The organism is Caulobacter sp. HJHS_5, from assembly GCF_056683955.1.
This window is the reverse complement of record NZ_JBWZNC010000007.1, coordinates 218,800-237,478: the sequence shown is the minus strand read 5'-3', so window position 1 is coordinate 237,478 and position 18,679 is coordinate 218,800. Positions and strand designations below refer to the sequence as shown.

The 18,679-nt window shown below is 69.0% G+C and carries 20 protein-coding genes; 6 read left to right on the top strand and 14 right to left on the bottom strand.

Annotation, left to right across the window (positions count from 1 at the left end; translation table 11 throughout):
- Positions 1–68: 68 nt before the first annotated feature.
- From ACFLIT_RS15275 to petA, 3 genes are read right to left on the bottom strand one after another with little or no spacing between them, the layout of a single operon-like run.
- Entirely contained in the window at positions 69–920 is an 852-nt protein-coding gene (locus tag ACFLIT_RS15275) for a cytochrome c1 (RefSeq protein WP_479912111.1), read from the bottom strand.
- A 3-nt stretch (positions 921–923) separates the two neighbouring features.
- Complete coding sequence (locus tag ACFLIT_RS15270) at positions 924–2,246, bottom strand: cytochrome b (RefSeq protein WP_479912110.1); 1,323 nt, start codon at positions 2,244–2,246, stop codon at positions 924–926.
- A 7-nt stretch (positions 2,247–2,253) separates the two neighbouring features.
- Complete coding sequence (gene petA, locus ACFLIT_RS15265; protein WP_479912109.1) at positions 2,254–2,799, bottom strand: ubiquinol-cytochrome c reductase iron-sulfur subunit; 546 nt, start codon at positions 2,797–2,799, stop codon at positions 2,254–2,256.
- Positions 2,800–3,006: 207 nt separating this feature from the next.
- Here petA and ACFLIT_RS15260 point away from each other — a divergent pair, with 207 nt between their 5' ends.
- Complete coding sequence (locus ACFLIT_RS15260) at positions 3,007–3,480, top strand: tRNA (cytidine(34)-2'-O)-methyltransferase (RefSeq protein ID WP_479912108.1); 474 nt, start codon at positions 3,007–3,009, stop codon at positions 3,478–3,480.
- A 12-nt stretch (positions 3,481–3,492) separates the two neighbouring features.
- Positions 3,493–4,365: an oxygen-dependent coproporphyrinogen oxidase gene (gene hemF / locus ACFLIT_RS15255; RefSeq protein WP_479912107.1), complete on the top strand. Its 873-nt coding sequence runs from the start codon at positions 3,493–3,495 to the stop codon at positions 4,363–4,365.
- Here the strand turns inward: hemF and ACFLIT_RS15250 are convergent.
- The 5 genes from ACFLIT_RS15250 to ACFLIT_RS15230 are packed head-to-tail and all read right to left on the bottom strand — an operon-like array spanning position 4,362 to position 7,557.
- Positions 4,362–5,579, bottom strand: coding sequence for a CCA tRNA nucleotidyltransferase (locus tag ACFLIT_RS15250; protein WP_479912106.1), 1,218 nt, complete (start codon positions 5,577–5,579; stop codon positions 4,362–4,364). The genes hemF and ACFLIT_RS15250 overlap by 4 nt on opposite strands.
- Entirely contained in the window at positions 5,576–5,839 is a 264-nt protein-coding gene (locus ACFLIT_RS15245) for a DUF6111 family protein (RefSeq protein ID WP_479912105.1), read from the bottom strand. The genes ACFLIT_RS15250 and ACFLIT_RS15245 overlap by 4 nt, the downstream gene beginning before the upstream one ends.
- Positions 5,832–6,461, bottom strand: coding sequence for a CoA pyrophosphatase (locus ACFLIT_RS15240; RefSeq protein WP_479912104.1), 630 nt, complete (start codon positions 6,459–6,461; stop codon positions 5,832–5,834). Before ACFLIT_RS15240 ends, ACFLIT_RS15245 begins: the two co-directional genes overlap by 8 nt.
- Positions 6,458–7,015, bottom strand: a complete 558-nt coding sequence (locus ACFLIT_RS15235; protein ID WP_479912103.1) for a DUF1285 domain-containing protein — start codon at positions 7,013–7,015, stop codon at positions 6,458–6,460. Before ACFLIT_RS15235 ends, ACFLIT_RS15240 begins: the two co-directional genes overlap by 4 nt.
- 41 nt (positions 7,016–7,056) lie before the next feature.
- Complete coding sequence (locus tag ACFLIT_RS15230; protein ID WP_479912102.1) at positions 7,057–7,557, bottom strand: GNAT family N-acetyltransferase; 501 nt, start codon at positions 7,555–7,557, stop codon at positions 7,057–7,059.
- A gap of 225 nt (positions 7,558–7,782) precedes the next feature.
- On the opposite strand from ACFLIT_RS15230, the gene ACFLIT_RS15225 reads away from it, so the two are divergent.
- The 3 genes from ACFLIT_RS15225 to ACFLIT_RS15215 all read left to right on the top strand — a co-directional run bounded on the left by ACFLIT_RS15225 (position 7,783) and on the right by ACFLIT_RS15215 (position 12,036).
- Positions 7,783–9,030, top strand: coding sequence for an MFS transporter (locus tag ACFLIT_RS15225; RefSeq protein ID WP_479912101.1), 1,248 nt, complete (start codon positions 7,783–7,785; stop codon positions 9,028–9,030).
- Positions 9,031–9,090: 60 nt separating this feature from the next.
- Positions 9,091–10,713, top strand: coding sequence for a tannase/feruloyl esterase family alpha/beta hydrolase (locus ACFLIT_RS15220; protein WP_479912100.1), 1,623 nt, complete (start codon positions 9,091–9,093; stop codon positions 10,711–10,713).
- Between the two features lie 120 nt (positions 10,714–10,833).
- Complete coding sequence (locus ACFLIT_RS15215; RefSeq protein WP_479912099.1) at positions 10,834–12,036, top strand: esterase; 1,203 nt, start codon at positions 10,834–10,836, stop codon at positions 12,034–12,036.
- 60 nt (positions 12,037–12,096) lie between these two features.
- Here the strand turns inward: ACFLIT_RS15215 and ACFLIT_RS15210 are convergent, their stop codons facing one another.
- From ACFLIT_RS15210 to ACFLIT_RS15200, 3 genes are read right to left on the bottom strand one after another with little or no spacing between them, the layout of a single operon-like run.
- Positions 12,097–12,576, bottom strand: coding sequence for an N-acetyltransferase family protein (locus tag ACFLIT_RS15210; protein WP_479912098.1), 480 nt, complete (start codon positions 12,574–12,576; stop codon positions 12,097–12,099).
- Positions 12,573–13,424 carry an SDR family oxidoreductase gene (locus ACFLIT_RS15205; RefSeq protein WP_479912097.1) on the bottom strand — a complete coding sequence of 284 codons (852 nt, stop codon included), beginning with the start codon at positions 13,422–13,424 and terminating at the stop codon, positions 12,573–12,575. The genes ACFLIT_RS15210 and ACFLIT_RS15205 overlap by 4 nt, the downstream gene beginning before the upstream one ends.
- 10 nt (positions 13,425–13,434) lie before the next feature.
- Positions 13,435–14,187: an enoyl-CoA hydratase-related protein gene (locus ACFLIT_RS15200; protein ID WP_479912096.1), complete on the bottom strand. Its 753-nt coding sequence runs from the start codon at positions 14,185–14,187 to the stop codon at positions 13,435–13,437.
- Positions 14,188–14,372: 185 nt separating this feature from the next.
- Here ACFLIT_RS15200 and ACFLIT_RS15195 point away from each other — a divergent pair, with 185 nt between their 5' ends.
- Positions 14,373–15,722 carry a hypothetical protein gene (locus ACFLIT_RS15195; protein WP_479912095.1) on the top strand — a complete coding sequence of 450 codons (1,350 nt, stop codon included), beginning with the start codon at positions 14,373–14,375 and terminating at the stop codon, positions 15,720–15,722.
- Between the two features lie 189 nt (positions 15,723–15,911).
- On the opposite strand, the gene ACFLIT_RS15190 is transcribed toward ACFLIT_RS15195, so the two are convergent.
- The 3 genes from ACFLIT_RS15190 to ACFLIT_RS15180 form a co-directional block, all read right to left on the bottom strand.
- Entirely contained in the window at positions 15,912–16,259 is a 348-nt protein-coding gene (locus ACFLIT_RS15190; protein WP_479912094.1) for a YciI family protein, read from the bottom strand.
- An 81-nt stretch (positions 16,260–16,340) separates the two neighbouring features.
- Positions 16,341–17,675, bottom strand: a complete 1,335-nt coding sequence (locus ACFLIT_RS15185; protein ID WP_479912093.1) for a dihydroorotase — start codon at positions 17,673–17,675, stop codon at positions 16,341–16,343.
- Positions 17,668–18,657, bottom strand: coding sequence for a glycosyltransferase family 9 protein (locus ACFLIT_RS15180; protein WP_479912092.1), 990 nt, complete (start codon positions 18,655–18,657; stop codon positions 17,668–17,670). The genes ACFLIT_RS15185 and ACFLIT_RS15180 overlap by 8 nt, the downstream gene beginning before the upstream one ends.
- Positions 18,658–18,679 lie beyond the last annotated feature (22 nt).

Genomic DNA, 18,679 nt, shown 5'->3' with positions numbered 1-18,679 from the left:
AAGACCCTGAAACGCAAACGGCCCTCCCCGAGGGGAGGGCCGCGGCTTCGAACCGGGGTTCGGAAAGCTTAGTGCGACTCGTTGCGCCAGACGGTGCGGTAGCTGGCGTACAGCAGGCCCGACATCAGCAGCAGGTAGATCAGGACCGAGAAGCCCATCTCCTTGCGCTCGACCATCTTCGGCTCGGCGGCCCACATCAGGAAGGCCGAGACGTCCTTGGCTTCCTGGTCGAGAGTGGCCTTGGTGCCGTCGTCGTAGGTGACGCGGTCATCGGCCAGCGGCGGGGGCATGCCGATCACGCCGCCGTGCGGCACGTGCTTCGGATCGCCGGACCACGCCGAAGTGAGGTCGCCCGGGAAGTACGGGTTGTAGTGCTTGGTCGGATCGATGGTCAGGCCGGCCGGCGGCTCATGGTAGCCGGTCAGCAGCGAGTAGATGTAGTCCGGGCCGCCCTCGCGGGCCTTGGCGAGCACCGACAGGTCCGGCGGCAGGGCGCCGCCGTTGCTGGCCCGCGCCGCGAAATCGTTGGGGAACGGCGACGGGAAGTGGTCGGCCGACGTGGCCGGACGCTGCACCGTGTCACCCGTTTCCTCGTCGATGACCGACACTTGGTACTCGGCGGCGATCGCCTTCACGTACGGGTTGTCGTTCGAGTTCGGATACTTCGGGCTGTAGAACGGGCCGTTCTTGTCGCCCAGGTTGCGGAACGACAGCAGGCTGGCCGCGTGACAGGCCGAGCAGACCTCGCGGTAGACCTTGTAGCCGCGCTGCAGCTGCGCCTGGTCGAACTTGCCGAACGGACCGTTGAACGACCAGTCGACCTTCTTCGGCTCTTCCGGATGGCCGGCGGCCAGGGCCGGAGCGGCGGTCGCGACCAGAAGGCCGGCGACGGCTGCGATGATGGAGAACTTACGCAGCATCGATCAGCCCTTCGTCTCGGGAGAAGCGGTCGCTTCGGCCGGGGCGTGCGCGGGATGCGACAGCGCCGGCTTGGCGATGGAGTCCGGAACCGGCAGCGTCTTTTCGACCAGGCCGAGGATCGGCAGGATCACCAGGAAGAAGCCGAAATAGTAGAGGGTCGCGAGGCGCGACAGCCAGACGAAGCTGTTGATGTCGCTTTCCAGGAGCTTGAAGGTCGTCAGACCCGGGATCACCGGATCGTCCGGCAGCTTGGCGCCGCAAAGGCCCAGGATGCAGCACGCGACGACGAAGATCAGGAAGTAGAGCTTCGCGGTCGGACGGTAGCGCATCGAGCGCACCTTCGACGTGTCGAGCCACGGCAGGGCGAACAGGCAGGCGATGGCGCCGAACATGGCGATGACGCCGCCGAGCTTGTCGGGGATGGCGCGCAGGATCGCGTAGAACGGCAGGAAGTACCATTCGGGCACGATGTGCGCGGGCGTCACCAGCGGGTCGGCCGGAATGTAGTTGTCGGCGTGGCCCAGGGCGTTCGGCATGTAGAAGACGAAGATCGCGAACAGGATCAGGAAGACGCTGACGGCGAAGCCGTCCTTGATGGTGGCGTAGGGCGTGAAGGGCACGGTGTCGGCCTTCGACTTGGGCTCGACGCCGGTCGGGTTGTTCTGGCCGGCCACGTGCAGCGCCCAGATGTGCAGGATCACGACGCCCGCGATCATGAACGGCAGCAGGTAGTGCAGCGAGAAGAAGCGGTTGAGGGTCGGGTTATCGACCGCGAAGCCGCCCCACAGCCAGGTGGTGATGGCCTGACCGACGATCGGCAGGGCGCCGAACAGGTTGGTGATCACGACCGCGCCGTGGAAGGACATCTGACCCCAGGGCAGGACGTAGCCCATGAAGGCGGTGGCCATCATCAGCAGATAGATGACGCAGCCCAGGATCCAGAGGATCTCGCGCGGGGCCTTGTAGGACCCGTAGTAGAGGCCGCGGAGCATGTGGACGTAAACCGCGATGAAGAACATCGAAGCGCCGTTGGCGTGGATGTAGCGGATCAGCCAGCCGTACTGCACGTCGCGCATGATGTGCTCGACGCTGTTGAAGGCCAGGCCCGCATTAGCCGTGTAGTGCATCGCCAGCACGACGCCGGTGGCGATCTGCACGCCCAGGCAGAGGCTGAGGATGGCCCCGAAGGTCCACCAGTAGTTCAGGTTCCGCGGGGTCGGATAGTCGACGAAGCTGTCGTAGCCGAGCCGAACGATCGGCAGGCGGCTGTCGAGCCAGCGGGTGAAAGCCGTTTTCGGCTCGTAGGTCGAAGGATGTCCGCTCATCTACGTATCAGCCGATCTTGATGCGAGTGTCGGAGAGGAAGGCGTATTCCGGCACCACCAGGTTCAGGGGAGCCGGGCCCTTACGGATACGGCCCGAGGTGTCGTAGACCGAGCCGTGGCACGGGCAGAACCAGCCGCCGTACTCGCCGCCGCCGAACGTCGGCACGCAGCCGAGGTGGGTGCAGTTGCCGCCGACGACCAGCCATTGGGCCTTGCCGGGCTTCACCCGGTCGGCGTCCTTCTGCGGGTCTTTCATCGGGGCGTTGTCGTCCTTCACCGCCTTGGCGACTTCCGCCTCGGTGCGGTTGCGCACGAACAGCGGCTTGCTGCGCCACTTGACGACGACCTGTTGCCCGGGGGCGACCTTCGAAAGGTCGAACTCCACCGAAGCCAGGGCCAAGGTATCGCCCGCCGGGTTCATTTGCATGACCAGCGGCCAAGCCACGGCGACGCCGCCGGCGGCGGCGGCCGCGACGGCGGCGATGTGAATGAAGTCGCGACGGTTGGGGTCTTCCCCGGTCACGGTCTGCGGTTGCGTTGCGGCGCCTGCCACTCGATCACCCTCGATAGGGCCGCGCGGAGAGACGCGACCGCTCAAAAAAGACGTCCGTGCACGAACGCCCAACTTCACGACCCCCGGACGAGGGCCTTAAAGAAACGATCTCGGCGGACGACCGCCACCCTCGCCCCCTGCGGCATTCGCCGCAAGACGCCTGGCGCGCATCCCCCTGCCCAGGTTCCTTTGGCTGGATCGCTTAGAATGCGTCTCGCGCTTTTTCAACCGGACATTCCGCAAAACCTTGGCGCCGTGATCCGCCTGACCGCCTGTTTCGCGGTTCCGCTGGAGGTGATTCAGCCCTGCGCCTTCCCCTTGGACGACCGCAGCATGAAGCGCGCGGCCCTGGATTACGGGCCTCTGGCGCACATGACGCTGCATGACGGCTGGTCGAATTTCCTGGCCGCCCCCGAACGAAAGACCGGTCGGCTGGTTCTGTTCACGACGCGCGGCGCCCAGCCGCTTTACGATTTTTCTTTCGCCCCGGGCGACACCCTGCTGTTCGGGCGCGAGAGCGCCGGCGTCCCCGAGGAAGTACACGCGGCCGCCGAGGCCCGTCTCCTGATCCCCATCGCACCGCCGGCCCGCTCGTTCAACCTGGCGGTCAGCGCCGGCATCGGGCTTTCCGAAGCCCTGCGCCAGACGGGCGGGTTTCCGAAAATCGCCAAGACCGACTAAGACGCCCTCGCCATGACGACCGATCCCGTTCTCGAAGCTCGCAAGACCCAGGCCGCGGCCTGGTTCGAATCGCTGCGCGACCGCGTGTGCGCCGCCTTCGAGGCGCTGGAGGATGAGGCGCCTGCTCACCTCTACCCCGGCGAACCCGGCCGCTTCGTTCGCACCCCGTGGGCGCGGGAAGCCGGCGGCGGCGGCGTGATGTCGATGATGCACGGCCGCTTCTTCGAGAAGGTGGGCGTCCATGTCTCGACCGTGTTCGGCAGTTTCACGCCCGAGATGGCCAAGGCCATGCCGGGCGCCGCGGAAGACCCGCGCTTCTTCGCCACCGGCGTCTCGCTGATCGCTCACATGGTGAGCCCGCGCGTGCCGGCCGTGCACATGAACACCCGCTTCATCGCCACGACCCAGAGCTGGTTCGGCGGCGGCGCCGACCTGACGCCCCTGCTGGCCGACCAGCGCAGCCAGGACGCGCCGGACGCCCGCCTCTTCCACGCCGCCCTGCGGAAGGCCTGCGACGCCCACGATCCCGAGTGGCACGCCAAGTACAAGGCCTGGTGCGACGAGTACTTCTGGCTGCCGCACCGCAAGGAGCCGCGCGGCGTCGGCGGCATCTTCTACGACCATCACGACAGCGGCGACCACGAGCGCGATTTCGCCTTCACGCGCGACGTGGGCGAGGCCTTCCTCGATATCTATCCGAAGATCGTCCGCCACCGCATGAGCGAACCGTGGACCGAGGACGAGCGCGAGGAACAGCTGATCCGGCGCGGCCGCTACGTGGAATTCAACCTGCTCTACGACCGCGGCACCATGTTCGGCCTGAAGACGGGCGGCAACGTCGAGTCGATCCTCAGCTCGATGCCGCCGACGGTGAAGTGGCCTTAGGCCAAGGCCTTCAGACGCGCGATCAACGCCTCGCGGCGTTTCGCGAAATCGCCCGCAACCCACTCCTCCTCGATCAGGCGCAGGGCCTGGCCGAGCTTCGGCCCCTTGGGCAGGCCGACCGCCAGGGCGTCGGCGCCCGTAAGCGGGAAGGTCGGGACAGTCCAGCCCTCCGGCGCGGCCGCGAGGCTTCTCCAGGCCGGATCGTCGGCGACGCCTGCGGCGGCCCAGGCCAGCCTGGCCTTGTCCTGGAACGTGCGCGCGCCGAGGCGATAAACCACGCGCCGCGCCTCCGCCGTGGTCATCGGGTAAAGGCGCGCGCCCGCGGCGGCGATCAGGCGGTCGCGCTGGGCGTTCGACAGGCGCAGGCGCTCGGCGACGGCCAGGGCGGTCTCGGCGTCCTCGTCGGGCAGCAGGGCCGCCAGGCGCAGTTCCGGGTCGCGGTCGATGGCGACCATGGTCTCGAACCGTGCCAGCTGGATCGGAAACGGCAGGATGACCTGCAGCACGCCGGCCTCGGCCATCAGCCGCATCGCGCGGCGCGGGTCGGGGGCGGCAAGCAGCTTCAGCAATTCCTTGGAAACGCGCTCACCCGGGCGGTCGGCCAGCATCTCGCGCTCGGCGGCGCAGGCGACGACGGCCTCCGGATCCAGTTCGCCCTCGCCGTACCAGGCGAGAAAGCGGAAGTAGCGGAGGATGCGCAGGTAGTCCTCGCGGATGCGGGTGACCGCATCGCCGACGAACACCACTCGCCGCGCCAGGGCGTCGGCGACACCGGCGCCGGTCGGGTCGAAGATGCGGCCGGTCGCGTCGGCGTAGAGCGCGTTGAAGCGGAAGTCCCGCCGCTGGGCGTCCTCGGTCCAGTCCTCCGTGAAGGCCACCACGGCGCGACGGCCGTCGGTGGAGACGTCGCGGCGCAAGGTGGTGACCTCGAACGGCCGGCCGGAAACGACGATGGTCACCGTGCCGTGCTCCACGCCGGTCGGCACGACTTTCAGACTCGCGGCCTTGGCGGCGTCGATCACCGCTTCGGGCGTGAGCACGGTGGCGATGTCGATGTCGTCGACCGGATGGCCGGTCAGGGTGTTGCGCACGCAGCCGCCGACGAAGCGGGCGCAGCCCTCGCCGCCCGCGGCTTCGAGCGCCGCCATCGCCGCCCGCGTCGCCGCGGCGGTCATCCAGGCGGGTTCGCCGAGGGTTTCGGGCAGGTCGCTCATCGCTTCTCGAAATAGCCGGGACTGACCCGTCCGTCCGCCCCGACCTCGGCCGGAACATAGGTTTCGTCGCGATTATCGCGTTGGAAGGCGACGGTGGCCATCAGGGACAGCGCGGCCAGGAGGGCGCCGGCGCCGAACAGCCAGGCCCAGGGCGTGGCGCCCATCGGTCGGCCCGTGCGCCGGGCGACCTCGCGCCAGACGAACCAGATCACGAAGGGGACCAGAAACAGGACGAGGCGCGGCAGCAGGACCCTAAGCAAGCGGGCCTCCGTAAAGCCGGTCGTAGAGCTGGCGCAGCATGCCGGCGGTAGCGCCCCAGATCAGACGTTCCTGGTGGGTCATGGCGTAGAACCAACGACGGTCGCCGTCCGGCAGATCGATATAGCGGCGTTCGTGATTGGCCGGGTCCATCAGGAAGCCGAACGGCGTCTCGAAGATTTCGGCCACCTCGGCGGGATTGGCGACCAACGGGGCGTCCCGCGGCACGAAACCCACCACGGGCGTTACCAGGAAGCCGGTGCCCAGCGCGAAGGGAGCGGAAAGGCCCGCCAGGGTGACAGCGGCGGGATCGAGCCCGATCTCCTCGTTGGCCTCGCGCAGGGCCGCTTCCCACGGCGTTTCCCCCGCCTCGATGCGGCCGCCGGGAAAGGCGACCTGGCCGGTATGCCTGCGCAGGGTGTCGGCTCGGCGAGTGAGCAGCACCGTCAACCCATCCTCACGCTCGACGAGGCCGATCAGCACGGCGGCGGGAATGCTGGGCGGCGCGCCGGGCCCCGCCTGCAGGTTGGTATCGAAATCGACCGGGGCGACAGGCGCCTCGAAGGGGCGCGGCGCCAGCGGATCGAGCCGTTCGGTGATCCAGGCGCGAAGCTCGGCGCTCACGCCACGCCCCCGAGATCGAACCAGACGCCGTTGGAGGCGAGACTGAAGCGGCCGTCGCGAGTCTCGGCCTCGGCGACCAGCCGATAGAAGACCGGCCGGGCGATCAGGGCTTCGAGTCCCGCCCGCACATGGACATAGGGGCGCGGCGCGCCGTCGGCGGCGGTCTCGACGCGGATCGAATGATCCGGCCCGGCCTCGGCCCGGTCGCCGACATTGGTGGTGAAGACCCACCGGTCGCCTTCGCGGTCGGCGCTCACCGCGACGAAGGGGGCGTCCTCGACGGTGATCTCCAGCTTCTCGACCGGGGTGACCAGATGGAAGCCATCGGGATCCTTGCGCAGGACCGTGGAGAACAGCCGCACCAGGGCCGGGCGGCCGATCGGCGAGCCTTCGTGCCACCAGGAGCCGTCCTTGCGGATGACGATATCGATCTTGCCGCAGTGAGAGGGATTCCACAGATGGACCGGCGGCAGGCGTCGGCCCTCGGCCGCCTCGCCGGACTGGAGGCCGCCCGCGGCGGCGATCAGCGTCTCGAGCCCTGCTCCGCCTGCCATGCCTCGCTGGTAGGCCCAACGCGGGCCGCCCTCAAGCGATCTTAGGCGACCACGCCCTTCAGGCCTTCGCCGGCGGGCGACAGCACACGCAGCATCACCCGTTTGCGGTCGACCGGGCCGGGGAGGACGATTCCTTCCGCCGCCGCCGTCGAGAAGCCGAAGCGTTCGAAATAGGGCGGGTCGCCGACCAGCAGCACCGCCGAAGCGCCGGCGGCCTCGGCCGCCGCGCAGGCCGCCGCCACCAGCCGCCCGCCCGCGCCGCTGTTGCGGAACGCCGCCTCGACCGCCAGCGGGCCCAGGAAAATGGCGGGTGCGCCGCCGATGACCACGTCCCACATCCGCACCGAACCCACGAGCAGGCCGTCGGCGAAGGCGCACATCGACAGCTCGCGGCGGAAGGGCGCGAATTCGCGCACGCGCTCCGAGACGCGGGTCAGCCGACCGGGGCCGAAGGCGCGGGCGACCAGGGCCTCGACAGCCGCGGCGTCGGCGACGGTTTCGGGTCTGAGAGCGATTTCAGGAGAGGCTTGGTCGAAGGGCATGGACGTCCGGAGGAAGCAGGGAGGGCGACGCGCCGCCCGGGCGTCAAACGCGGGCGGTCAGGATTCAAGCACGCGAAGTGTGCGGGTTTTTCGTCGCTGGCGTCGCATGAGACCCTCCGGAAGCGCGGCAGATAGGGTCAGCGGCTCGCCAGGTCAATTTCGCATTCGAACGCCCCGCCGCGCGGTTGCGGCGCAGCAAGCCGCAGCGCATGCTGACGCTCGCCCATGATCTCCCCCGCCTCGCCTTCCGCCATACGCCAACTGCTGGCGCATCCCGATTACGTGCGCTTCTGGCTGAACCGGTTCTTCGCGGTGACGGCGGTGCAGATTCAGTCGGTGGCGATCGGCTGGCAGGTGTATGTCATCGCCCGCCAGACCGGTTCGGTGGCGCAGGGCGCGCTGATGGTCGGGATGATCGGCCTGGCGCAGTTCCTGGCCCTACTGACCCTGACGCTCAACGCCGGCGAGGCGGCCGACCGCCTGGACCGCAAGAAGATCATGACCACGGCGCTGTGCGTCGAGGTGGTCAGCGCCAGCCTGCTCGCCTGGCTGGCCTGGCGCGGTCATCCGCAGCTGTGGCCGATCTTCGCCATCGCCCTGGCGTTCGGCGGCGCGCGGGCCTTCTATTCTCCGGCCTCCGGCGCCCTGGGGCCGATGCTGGTGCCGCGCGAGATTTTGCCGCGCGCCATCGCCTTCAACTCCCTGGCCTGGCAGAGCGCCGCGATCATCGGCCCCGCGATCGGCGGCCTGTTGTGCGCCGTCTCTTCCGCCCTCGCCTTCGGGGTGTCGGCCGGGCTCTATCTGTTCTGCATCACCGTGCTGCTGGGCATTCGCTCCAACACCAAGCCCTTCTCGCAGGGCGGCTCGCGCATCGCCCTGATCCGCGAGGGCCTGATGTATGTCTGGACCAACAAGATCCTGCTCGGCGCGACCTCGCTCGACCTGTTCGCCGTGCTGTTGGGCGGGGCGACCGCCCTGCTGCCGGTGTTCGCCCGCGACGTGCTGCACGTCGGCTCCCAAGGCTTCGGCGTCCTGCGGGCGGCCCCCGCCATCGGGGCGACCAGCGTCGCGATCCTGATGGCCGTGTCGCCGATCCGGCGGCGTGCGGGCTTCTGGATGTTCGGGGGCGTGGCGGTGTTCGGCCTGGCCACCATCGCCTTCGGGCTTTCCAAGTCGCTTTGGCTGTCGGTGGCGGCGCTGGCGGTGCTGGGCGGGGCCGACATGCTGTCGGTGTTCGTCCGCGGCACGCTGGAGCAGCTGGTGACGCCGGACCCGATGCGCGGTCGGGTGATGGCGGTCTCCGGCCTGTTCATCGGCGCTTCCAACGAGCTCGGCGAGTTCGAGAGCGGCGTCGCCGCCCGGTTCCTCGGCCCGGTGGGCGCGGCGATCTTCGGGGGCGTGGGCGCCATCGTGGTCACCGGCGCCTGGGCCTGGATGTTCCCCGCCCTGCGCAAGGCCGACCGCCTGGCCTGATCCCCTTGCCGACATCCTTTCGCCGGTCCAGCTTGGCGGCCGACAAGAAGGCGGGACGGGATGAAACGCTTGCTGACCCTCGGCGCACTGTTCGCGGCGCCGCTCCTGTTCGCCAGGCCCGCCGCCGCGGCGACGAGCTGCGAAGGCGTCGCCGGCCTAGCTCTGCCGCATGTTCAGATCACCCGGGCAGCCATGGTGCGCGACGGGGCTCTGGAGGCTCCGGGGCCAGGGACCGCCCCCCGCCGTTTGACCGGCCTGCCGGCGTTCTGCCGGGTGACCGGCGTCTCGACCCCGCGCCCGGGCTCGCGCATCGGCTTCGAGGTCTGGCTGCCGGAGGGCGCGGCCTGGAGCCGACGGCTGCACATGATCGGCAACGGCGGCTACGCCTCGGACATCGACTACGGCCTGATGGCGACCCGCATCCGCGCGGGCGACGTGGCCGTGGCCACCGACACAGGCCACCAGGGCGGCGACCTCGCCTTCGGGCGCGAGCGCCCCGAGGCCATCGAGGACTGGGGCGGCGGCCGCGCCGTCCACGAGTCCGTCGTCGCCGCCAAGGCCATCGCTCAGGCCTATCTCGCCGCCGCGCCGGCCCACTCCTACTTCAGCGGGTGTTCGACCGGCGGCCACCAGGCGCTGTCGGCCGTGCAGCGTTTCCCGGACGACTTCGACGGCGTCATCGCCGGCGCGCCCGGCGGCAATCGCGTGAACCTGAATCTCGGCTTCCTGTGGACCTTCCAGGCCAACCACCTGCCGGGCGACGACACCGCCACCATCCTGACCGCCGACAAGCTGCGGCTGATCACCCGCGCGGCGGTGGCCGAATGCGATCCGCAGGACGGGGTGACCGACGGGGTCATCAACGATCCGCGCGCCTGCGGCTTCAAGGTCGAGCGGCTGCGCTGCGCGACGGGCGACCGGCCGGACTGCCTGACCGACGCCCAGGTGATCGCCGCCCAGAAGATCTACCAAGGTCCGCGCGACGCCCGCACGGGCGCCTCGATCATCGCCGGCTATCCGATCGGCAGCGAGGGCGCCGGCCCCGCGACCTCGCCCCGCCCCGGCTGGGCGGCCTATTGGCACGGACCCAACCCGGCCGAGCCACAGCGCGTCGACTTCTTCCGCTGGTGGGCCTTCAACGACGCCAACTGGAACTGGTGGAATTTCGACTGGGGCGCGGGCGTCGACGCCGTGCGCCGGCTGATGAGCCCCAAGGTCGACGCGACAGACCCCGACCTTTCCCGCTTCCGCGCCCGGGGCGGCAAGCTGATCCTGTTCGCCGGCTGGCAGGACCCGGTCGTGCCGCCGATGGACGTGGTTCAGTACTACGAGGCGGTGCAGGCGCGCAGCGCCGCCCAGGCGCAGGATTTCACCCGACTCTACATGGTCCCCGGCATGGGCCACTGTCAGGGCGGCCCCGGCGCGACCGCCTTCTCCACCGCCAACGGCGGAGCGCCGCCGGTCAGCGATCCGCGGCATGACATGGGCAAGGCCATCGAGGCCTGGGTCGAGGCTGGCCAGGCGCCTGGCACCCTGATCGCCACCCGCTTCGAAGAGGGATCGGGCCCCAGCGGCAAGATCGGCTTCCAACGACCGCTCTGCGCCTTTCCCGCCGTCGCCCGCTATCGCGGCGGCGATCCGAACCGCGCCGAGAACTTCGTCTGCGAGGCGCCCAAGGCGTGAGCGACGCGCCTCACGCGCCGCAATTTGTTATGTAGAGAAACATTTTCAAAGACTGCCTTTCGCCCTAGCGTGACGGCTCCTGCGCCTTGCGCAGCCGAACCAGAACACGAGGGGGAGACAATGAAGCGCATTCTTCTGACGGCGGGCCTCGCCTGCAGCCTGATCTCGACAGCCGGCCTGGCCCAGGCCCAGCCGCCCGCCCCGGCCGGCGGACCGCCCGGCGGCGCCGCGGCCAACCGCCCGCCGCCTCCGCCCAAGGGCGTGACCCTGCTGCCGGGCGACACCGTGCAGTTCAAGCTGCGCGCGCCGGAGGCCAAGGCCGTCACCGTGGCGATCCAGGACTATCCGGCTTACGGGGGCGCCATGACCAAGGACGCCGAGGGCGTGTGGTCGTTCACCACCCCGAAGCTGCCGCCGATGCTCTATCGCTATCAGTACAACGTCGACGGCGTGACGGTGATGGACCAGACCAACATCGACTATTCGCTCGGCCAGACGGGCGCCCAGGCGATGTTCGAGATCAAGGGCGCCGACACCGCCTTCATGGCGCTGAAGGACGTGCCGCACGGGGCCGTCAGCCGCTTCGACTACACGTCCAAGACCCTGGGCGGCATGACCCGCTCGCTGCACGTCTACACTCCGCCCGGCTACGAGAAGAGCAACCAGACCTATCCGGTGCTCTACCTGCTGCACGGCGGCGGCGGCGACGACGATTCCTGGACCACCATCGGCCGCGCCCACTACATCCTCGACAATCTGATCGCCGAGAAGAAGGCGGTTCCGATGATCGTGGTCATGCCGAGCGGACATATCGAGGCCCTGCCGGGCGAGACGGCGCCGGCCGGCGGCAATGGCTTCACCATGGGCGGCCCGACGCCCGCGCTGGGGACCGACAACTACACCCGCGACGTGGTGGGCGAGGTGATTCCGCTGGTGAACGCGCGCTACCGCGTGAAGACCGGACCGGCCAACACGGCGGTGATGGGCCTGTCGATGGGCGGCGGTCAGACCGCGACCCTGGCGTTCAGCCATCCCGAACTGTTCGGCTACGTCGGCATCCTGTCGGCCGGCCTGAGCGACGCCACCAAGGCCAGCCTGCAAGGCGACAACAAGGCCAAGCTCGAAACCGCCAAGAAGACCTGGAAGCTGGTCTACATGGCCGTCGGAACCAAGGACTTCGCCCTGAACGGCTGGCGCGCCAGCGTGCCCTTCTACCAGGAGAACGGCTTCAAGCCGGTGACCGTGGAGGCGCCGGACCGCATCCACGCCTGGGATCTGTGGCAGATCAACCTCAACGACGCCGCACCGCGCTTCTTCCGCTGAGGAGCTTAAGGATCGAGGACGACGAGGGCCGTCGCGTCGAACGCGGCGGCCCTTCGCATTTCAGCCGGCGGCCATCGCCTCCAACGCCTCGCCGGTGAGGCGGCGCACGACCCAGTCGTCGAGGGTCGCCGATCCGATGCTGTCGTAGAAGCCGATCGCCGGGGCGTTCCAGTCGAGCACCGCCCACTCCAGGCGACCGAGCCGCTCCTCGACGCAGCGGCGCGCCAGCCCCTGCAGCAACGCCTTGCCGACGCCCGCGCCGCGCGCTTGGGGGCGCACATAGAGATCTTCGAGATAGATCCCGTGGCGGCCTTTGAAGGTCGAGAAGGTATAGAACCACAGGGCGAAGCCGACGGGCGCGCCATCGACCTCGGCGATCTCCGCGAAGACGCGCGGCGTACGGCCGAACAGCGCTTCGGCGAAGTCCGCCTCGCCGGCCTCGACCTGATCCAGCATCTGTTCGTACTCGGCCAACTCGCGCACGAAGACGAGGATGGTCGGGGCGTCGGCGGGGACCGCCGGCCGGATCGAAACGCTCACAGCTTCACGCCCGGCGGCGGCTGGCTGTCGGCGGGGACGAAGAAATCGGGCATCAGGGTCGAGCCGGGAACCATGCGATAGGATTCGAAGTCGCGCACACCCTCGTCATAGAGGAAACTGTCGTCGATCAGGAAGCGGCCGGTGAAGGCCTTGGCGTCCTTTTTGAAAATGGCGTGGGCGGCGTCGGCCAGGATGTCCGGGCTGCGCGAGGCGTTCATCATCGCATCGCCCCCGAGGGCGAACTTCACCGCCGAGGTGGCGATGGTGGTGCGCGGCCAAAGGGCGTTGAACGCCACCCGGCCCTGAAACTCCGCCGCCATGCCCAGCATGAACAGGCTCATGTTGTACTTGGCGACCGTGTAGGCGACGTGCGGACCGAACCAGTGGGGCGAAAGGTCGAGCGGCGGCGATAGGGCCAGCACGTGCGGGTTCTCGGCTTTCAGAAGGTGCGGCAGGCAGGCCTTGGAGACGAGGAAGGTCCCTCGTCCGTTCACCTGGTGCATCAGGTCGTAGCGCTTCATCTCGGTCTGCAACGTGCCGGTCAGCTGGATGGCCGAGGCGTTGTTAACGCAGATGTCGACGCCGCCGAAGGCGTCGACGGCGGCGGCGACGGCCGCCTCGACGCTGGCCTCGTCCCGCACGTCGACCACGAGGGGCAGGGCCTTGCCGCCGGCGGCTTCGATCTCGGCCGCGGCGGTGTGGATGGTGCCAGGCAGCTTGGGATGCGGCTCGGCGGTCTTGGCGGCGACCACGACGTTGGCCCCGTCGCGCGCGGCGCGCAGGGCGATGGCCAGGCCGATGCCGCGCGAGGCGCCGGTGACGAACAGGGTCTTGTTCTTCAGGGACATGACGTTCTCCTCAGCGCTTGCGGGCCGCGAAGGCCGAGAAGGCTTCCCGCGCCTCCTCGCTCCGCAATCGTTCGACGAACAGCACCGCCTCGCGATCCATCACCCCGGCGACGGTTTCGGCTTGGCGCATCAGGGCCTTGGTCTGGGCCAGGGCCATCGGCGGCCGTCCGGCGACTTCCAGGGCCGCCGTGCGAGCCCGCGTGGCCAGCTCGGCGCGCGGGAGGCAGGCGTTGGCCAGGCCCCAGGCGGCGGCGGTCGGCCCGTCGATCCGCTCTCCGAGAACGAACATCGAGAAGGCGCGGGCATGGCCGATGCGGGCCGGCAGCAGCAGGCTGGAGGCGGCCTCGGGCACCAGGCCGAGGTCGGCGAACGGGGTCGCCAACCGCGCATCGTCGGCGACGAAGACCAGATCGCAGTGCAGCAGCAAGGTAGTCCCCACGCCCACGGCCGCGCCCTGGACGGCGGCGACCAGCGGCTTGGTGGAATAGGCCAGGGCCTTGAGGAAGCGGAAGACGTTCGCGTCTTCCGCCGCCCCCGTCGTCGCGATCCTGGCGAAGTCGGCGATGTCGTTGCCGGCGCAGAAGGCGTCGCCCTCGGCCTCGAACAGCACACAGCGAATCGCCGGGTCAGCCTCGGCCTCGACGAGGGCGTCGGCCAGGGCGCCGTACATGCCGTCGGTGAGGGCGTTCTTCTTTTCCGCCCGCGCCAGGGTGAGGGTCAGCACGCCGTCGGCGAGGGCGGCGCGTACAGGTTCGCTCGTCATCGTCACCTCCAGAAGTGTAAAGGTTTTTAGCAGCGAACGCGGGCGCCGCCGCGTCAAGCAACGGAATGAGAGCAAAGCCAGCTTCGCCATTGGCCTCAGTTCGGCCAAGGCCTGTGCACATCTTGACCCCGACAGCGGCCTGACGCTTATGCTCCGCCGCGAGGGAACATACCCAGGAGATATTCATGAAAAGGTCTATCGGGATCGGCCTGGCGGCCATTCTCGCCGTCGCCGCGATCGTCCCCGCGGCCGTTTCGCAGGGCCGCGCGCCCAAGCTCGATCAGAAGCAGATCACCAAGGGCATGGCCGAGGTTCCGGCCCTGATCCCGACCGCCGGCATCAGCTGCACGCCCAAGAACGCTCTCTACATCGGCGGCAGCACCGACTCGAAGACCAAGGTGAAGACCGACGGCTACGAAGTCGCCTGTAACGAAGGCATGGGCTTCGTAATCATCGCCAGCAGCGCCGCGCCGAAGCCGCAGGTGTTCAGCTGCCTCGAAGCCGCCAACCTCGGCCCGGACGGCAAGCCGCAATCGATCGCCTGTAAGTTGCCGGAAAACGCAGACCAGTCGAAGGCTCTGCAGCCGTTCCTGACCAAGGCTGGCTCGGATTGCGTGCCGACCAAGGCCCGCGCCATCGGCGCCACCACGACCAACGTCTATTTCGAAGCCGCCTGCGAGAACGGCAAGGGCGTTGTCGTCGCCACCACCTCCCCGGCTTCGACCGCCGGCGCCGTTGAGGTCAACCCCTGCCTGTTTTACGAGGCCGGCACGAACCTGGCCTGCACCCTGACCGACGCCGCCGCCCAGCTGAAGGTGATCGACGCCCTGGCCGCCAAGTCGGACAAGGCCTGCGCGATCAAGGATCGCCGCTACGTGCTCAGCACCCCCACCGGCGATAACTACTACGAAATCGCCTGTAACGACGGTAAGGGCTATGTGCTGCAGGAGGCCAAGAACGGCAGCCTGACCCGCACCATCGACTGCGCCCAGGCCGACTTCGTCGGCGGCGGCTGCAAGCTGACCGACAGCCGCGCCGCGGCCACCGAGCAGAACGCCCTCTACACCCGCCTGGCCAAGGCCGCCGGCTACAACTGCGACGTCTCCAAGTACGGCACCCTGCAAGGCGCCCCCGGCGTCGACACCGTGGAACTGGCCTGCTCGAACCGTCCGGACGGCGCCGTCGCCCTGTTCGGCCGCGACGCCGCCTCGACCAAGGTCTACGACTGCGTGGAATCGGAAGTCGCCGGTTTCCGCTGCAGCTTCACCAAGTACGACCCGCTGTTCGCCAAGCTCTCGACCAGCCTGAAGAGCCTGAAGCCGGACACCACCTGCCAGGTGTCGGAAGCCCGCATGATCGGCGCGACGGCCGACGAAGGCTTCGTCGAACTGGCCTGCTCGGACGGCATGGCCGGCTATGTGATGGGCATCAACAAGGCCGACATGAAGCCGAAGGAAGCCCTCAGCTGCGGTCAGGCCAAGGGCATCGGCGGCGGCTGCAAGTTGGCCACCAACGTCAACCCGAAGAAGGGCTGATCTGCCTAGAGCGCGCCAGGGTTAAGTGTGCGCGGTTAACCCGCCCGGCGCGCTCCAAACACTAGAAGGTAGAGCCTTTTTCAACGGGCCAGATGATTCCATCTGGCCCTAAAAGGCTCTAGCCGACCGGACTGAAACGAACGAGCCCGCCCGGAGCGATCCGGGCGGGCTTTTTCCTTGCCGCGAAAGCTAGTCGCTGAGCGGGCGCACCTCGATGGCCCCGTCAGCGCCGAGCGGCACGCGGTGGGCGATGGCCACGGCCGCGTCCAAGTCGGCCACCTCGATCACGTAGTAGCCGCCGAGTTGTTCCCGGGTTTCCGCGAACGGGCCGTCATGCAGCATTTCCTTGCCGCGGCTGGTGCGCACGGTCTTGGCTTCGTTGGTGAAGGCCAGGCCCGAGCCGGCCTGCAGCACGCCTTGCCCGGCGAGTTCCCCGGCCAGCGCCATGTGGCTGGCCACCAGGGCGCGATAGGACGGCGTGTCCTTGCCGCCGACGAAGTTGGCTTCGTTCTCGTAGATCAGCAGGATGTATTTCATGGTCGATGCTCCGCTTGGGGCCGCGCCGATCGCGGCCTCGAGGGATGACGAGCAGCCGAGGCCGCCTTCGACATTTCGAAATCAGCCCGCGAGAGTCTCGAGGAAACGCACCGGCTCCCCCAGCGCCGGAGCAACCACCTCGTCGTCGCGCATGACGACGCGACCGCGGATGATGGTGGCGACCGGCCAGCCGTTGGCCTCGAAACCGTCGAACGGCGTCCAGCCCGAACGGGTGGCCATCTGGTCGTGTCTGATCGTTCTCTTCGCCTTCATGTCGACGACGGTGAGATCCGCGTCGAAGCCCTCGGCGAGGCGGCCCTTGTCGGCGAGGCCGAACACGCGCTGCGGCCCCGCGCTGGTCAGGTCGACGAAGCGTTCGAGGCTCAGCTTGCCGGCGTTCACGTGGGTGAGCATCACGGGCACCAGGGTCTGCACCCCCGGCATGCCGGACGGCGAAGCCGGATAGGGCCGCGCCTTCTCCTCCAGCGTATGGGGGGCGTGGTCCGAGCCCATGACGTCGGCGACGCCGCTGGCGATGCCGGCCCAGAGACCGGCGACGTGGTCGGCGCTGCGGATCGGCGGGTTCATCTGGGCCAGGCCCTTCATCCGCTCATAGGCTTCCGGCGCGGTGAGCGTGAGGTGCTGCGGGGTCACCTCGACGCTGGCCACATCCTTGTGCTTGGCCAGAAAGGCGATCTCTTCCTTGGTGGTGACGTGCAGCACGTGGATGCGCTTGCCGAGGCCCTGGGCGAGGCGGACGAGGCGTTCGGTGGAGCGGATGGCGCTCTCGGCGTCGCGCACCTCGGGATGGCTGGTCCAGTCGCCGGTGCGAGCCAGCGGCCGGCGTTCGGCCAGGCGGTATTCGTCCTCCGAGTGGAAGGCGGCGCGGCGCTTGATGTTGCGGAGCACGGCCTCGACCCCGGCGTCGTCGGCGATCAGCAGGGCGCCCGTCGAAGCGCCCATGAACACCTTCACGCCGCAGCAGCCCGGAAGGCGCTCCAGTTCGCCCAGCATCGCCACATTCTCGTGGGTGCCGCCGACATAGAAGGCGTGGTCGCAGTCCATGCGGCCCTTGGCGCGGGCCAGCTTGTCGGCGAGGGCGTCCGGGTCGGTGGTGGTCGGCTCGGTGTTCGGCATCTCGAACACGGCGACGACGCCGCCGAGCACGGCGGAGCGGCCGCCGGTCTGCAGGTCTTCCTTCCATTCCAGGCCCGGCTCGCGGAAGTGGACCTGGCTGTCGATCACGCCCGGCAGCACGGTGAGCCCCGTCGCGTCGAACACCTCGCCCGCCGAAGCCTGCGAGAGATCGCCGATGGCCGCCACCTTGCCGCCGCGTACGCCGATGTCGGCGATTCCGCGCCCCGCGTGGTTCACCACCTCGCCGCCGCGCACGATCAGGTCGAAAGTCTCAGCCATTGTGGGGCTCCGTGGCGTGCAGCAGATCGACGGCCTCGGCCGTCACCGTCTCGACCGGCAGGTCGCTCATATGCCGTATCGCCTGAGACAGGTCCGGGTCCACCTCTAGAAACTGTTCGAAGCCGCGCGGGCCGCGCACGGCGCGGGCTTTTTCGCCCCAGGGGCCATAGAGCCGCTCGTTGGACGGGCCGAACAGGCCGAGCGTCGGCGTCTCGGCGGCGGCGGCCAGATGCATCAGGCCGCTGTCGTTGCCGATGAACAGCCGCGCGCGCTTCAGGCAGGCATAGGCGGTCAGAAGATCGACCTGGCCGGTGAGATCGATCACCCGATCCTTGGGAATGGCGCGGCGCAATTCGTCGACCGCCCGCACGTCATCCGGCCCGCCGAGAATCAGCAGCCGTCCGCCCGCCATGGCGCCGCCGTCGCCGAGCAACCGCTTGGCGGCTTGAGCGAAGCGTTCGATCGGCCAGACCTTGCCGACCCAGTTGGCCGCCGGCCCCATGGCCAGGATCGGGCCGGCGCCGCCGAGGCCCGGAGCGAGCAGGCGGTCGGCCTCGGCCTCGATCTCGGGGCTGGTGAACAGGAAGGGCGCCGGCGTCTCGTCCAGCTTCAGCACCGCCGCCGCCTCGACCACCTTGTGGGCGCCCTGCGCGGTCGCCTTGCGCTTCACCGCCCGGCGCTGGCGGCGCAGGAAGCTGGAGATCGCCGAGCCGCGCAGGTCGACCACCAGGCCCCAGGAGCGCTGGCGCACCCGGCTCCACAGCTTGAACCAATGGCCGCCGCCCTTCTCCTTGGCCATGACGATCACGGCGTCGAGGTGAGGAACGTGGGCGAACAGCGGCGCGGCCAGGGGCCCGGCGACGATGGTGAAGCGGGCGCCGGGAATCTCTTCCGACAGCTTGCGGATCAGCCCCGAAGACAACACCGCGTCGCCGATGCGCGTCGCCGTGATGAACAGAATCGGGAAGGGCCGGGCAGTCATCGAGCGATTATGGCCCGGTAAG